Annotated in this window: 1 pseudogene; it reads left to right on the forward strand. The window is 66.1% G+C overall.

Annotated features, from left to right (window positions below):
- Window position 1 precedes the first annotated feature (1 nt).
- Window positions 2-729 (forward strand): annotated as a pseudogene (locus VXJ37_RS21035) (pyruvate dehydrogenase (acetyl-transferring), homodimeric type); the annotation flags it as partial.

A 729-nucleotide genomic window follows, 5' to 3' on the forward strand; every position in this document is an offset into this window, starting at 1 on the left:
CGTGGCTGCAGGAGAAGATACCTCCCATATCCTCAGCGGGTTGACTAACCAGCTGCCTGATCGTGATCCGGAAGAGACTGCCGAGTGGGTTGAGTCCCTGGATGCGTTGATCAGGGAACAGGGCACCGAGCGTGCCCAATACATCATGCGGAGCCTGCTGCAGCGCGCGGGCGCGCAGAGCGTGGGTGTGCCGATGGTGACCACGACGGATTACGTGAACACGATCCCGGTGGACCAGGAAGCTGAGTTCCCGGGCAACGAGGAGTACGAGCGCCGTTACCGGGCGTACATGCGGTGGAACGCCGCGGTCATGGTGCACCGGGCGCAGCGGCCCGATATCGGGGTCGGCGGGCACATCTCCACCTACGCCGGGGCGGCGACCCTGTACGAGGTCGGGTTCAACCACTTCTTCCGCGGCAAGGACCACCCCGGCGGCGGGGACCAGGTCTTCTTCCAGGGCCACGCCTCCCCCGGCATGTACGCCCGGGCGTTCATGGAAGGGCGCCTGTCCGAGGAGGACCTGGACGGGTTCCGGCAGGAAAAGTCCCGCGAGGGCCACGCCCTGTCCTCCTACCCGCACCCGCGCCTGATGCCGCACTTCTGGGAATTCCCCACCGTGTCCATGGGCATCGGGCCGATGAACGCGATCTACCAGGCGCAGAACAACCGCTACCTGCACAACCGGGGCCTGAAAGACACCTCCGACCAGCAGGTCTGGGCGTTCCTGGG

This window comes from Pseudarthrobacter phenanthrenivorans, from assembly GCF_036455295.1.
GTDB lineage: Bacteria > Actinomycetota > Actinomycetes > Actinomycetales > Micrococcaceae > Arthrobacter > Arthrobacter phenanthrenivorans_C.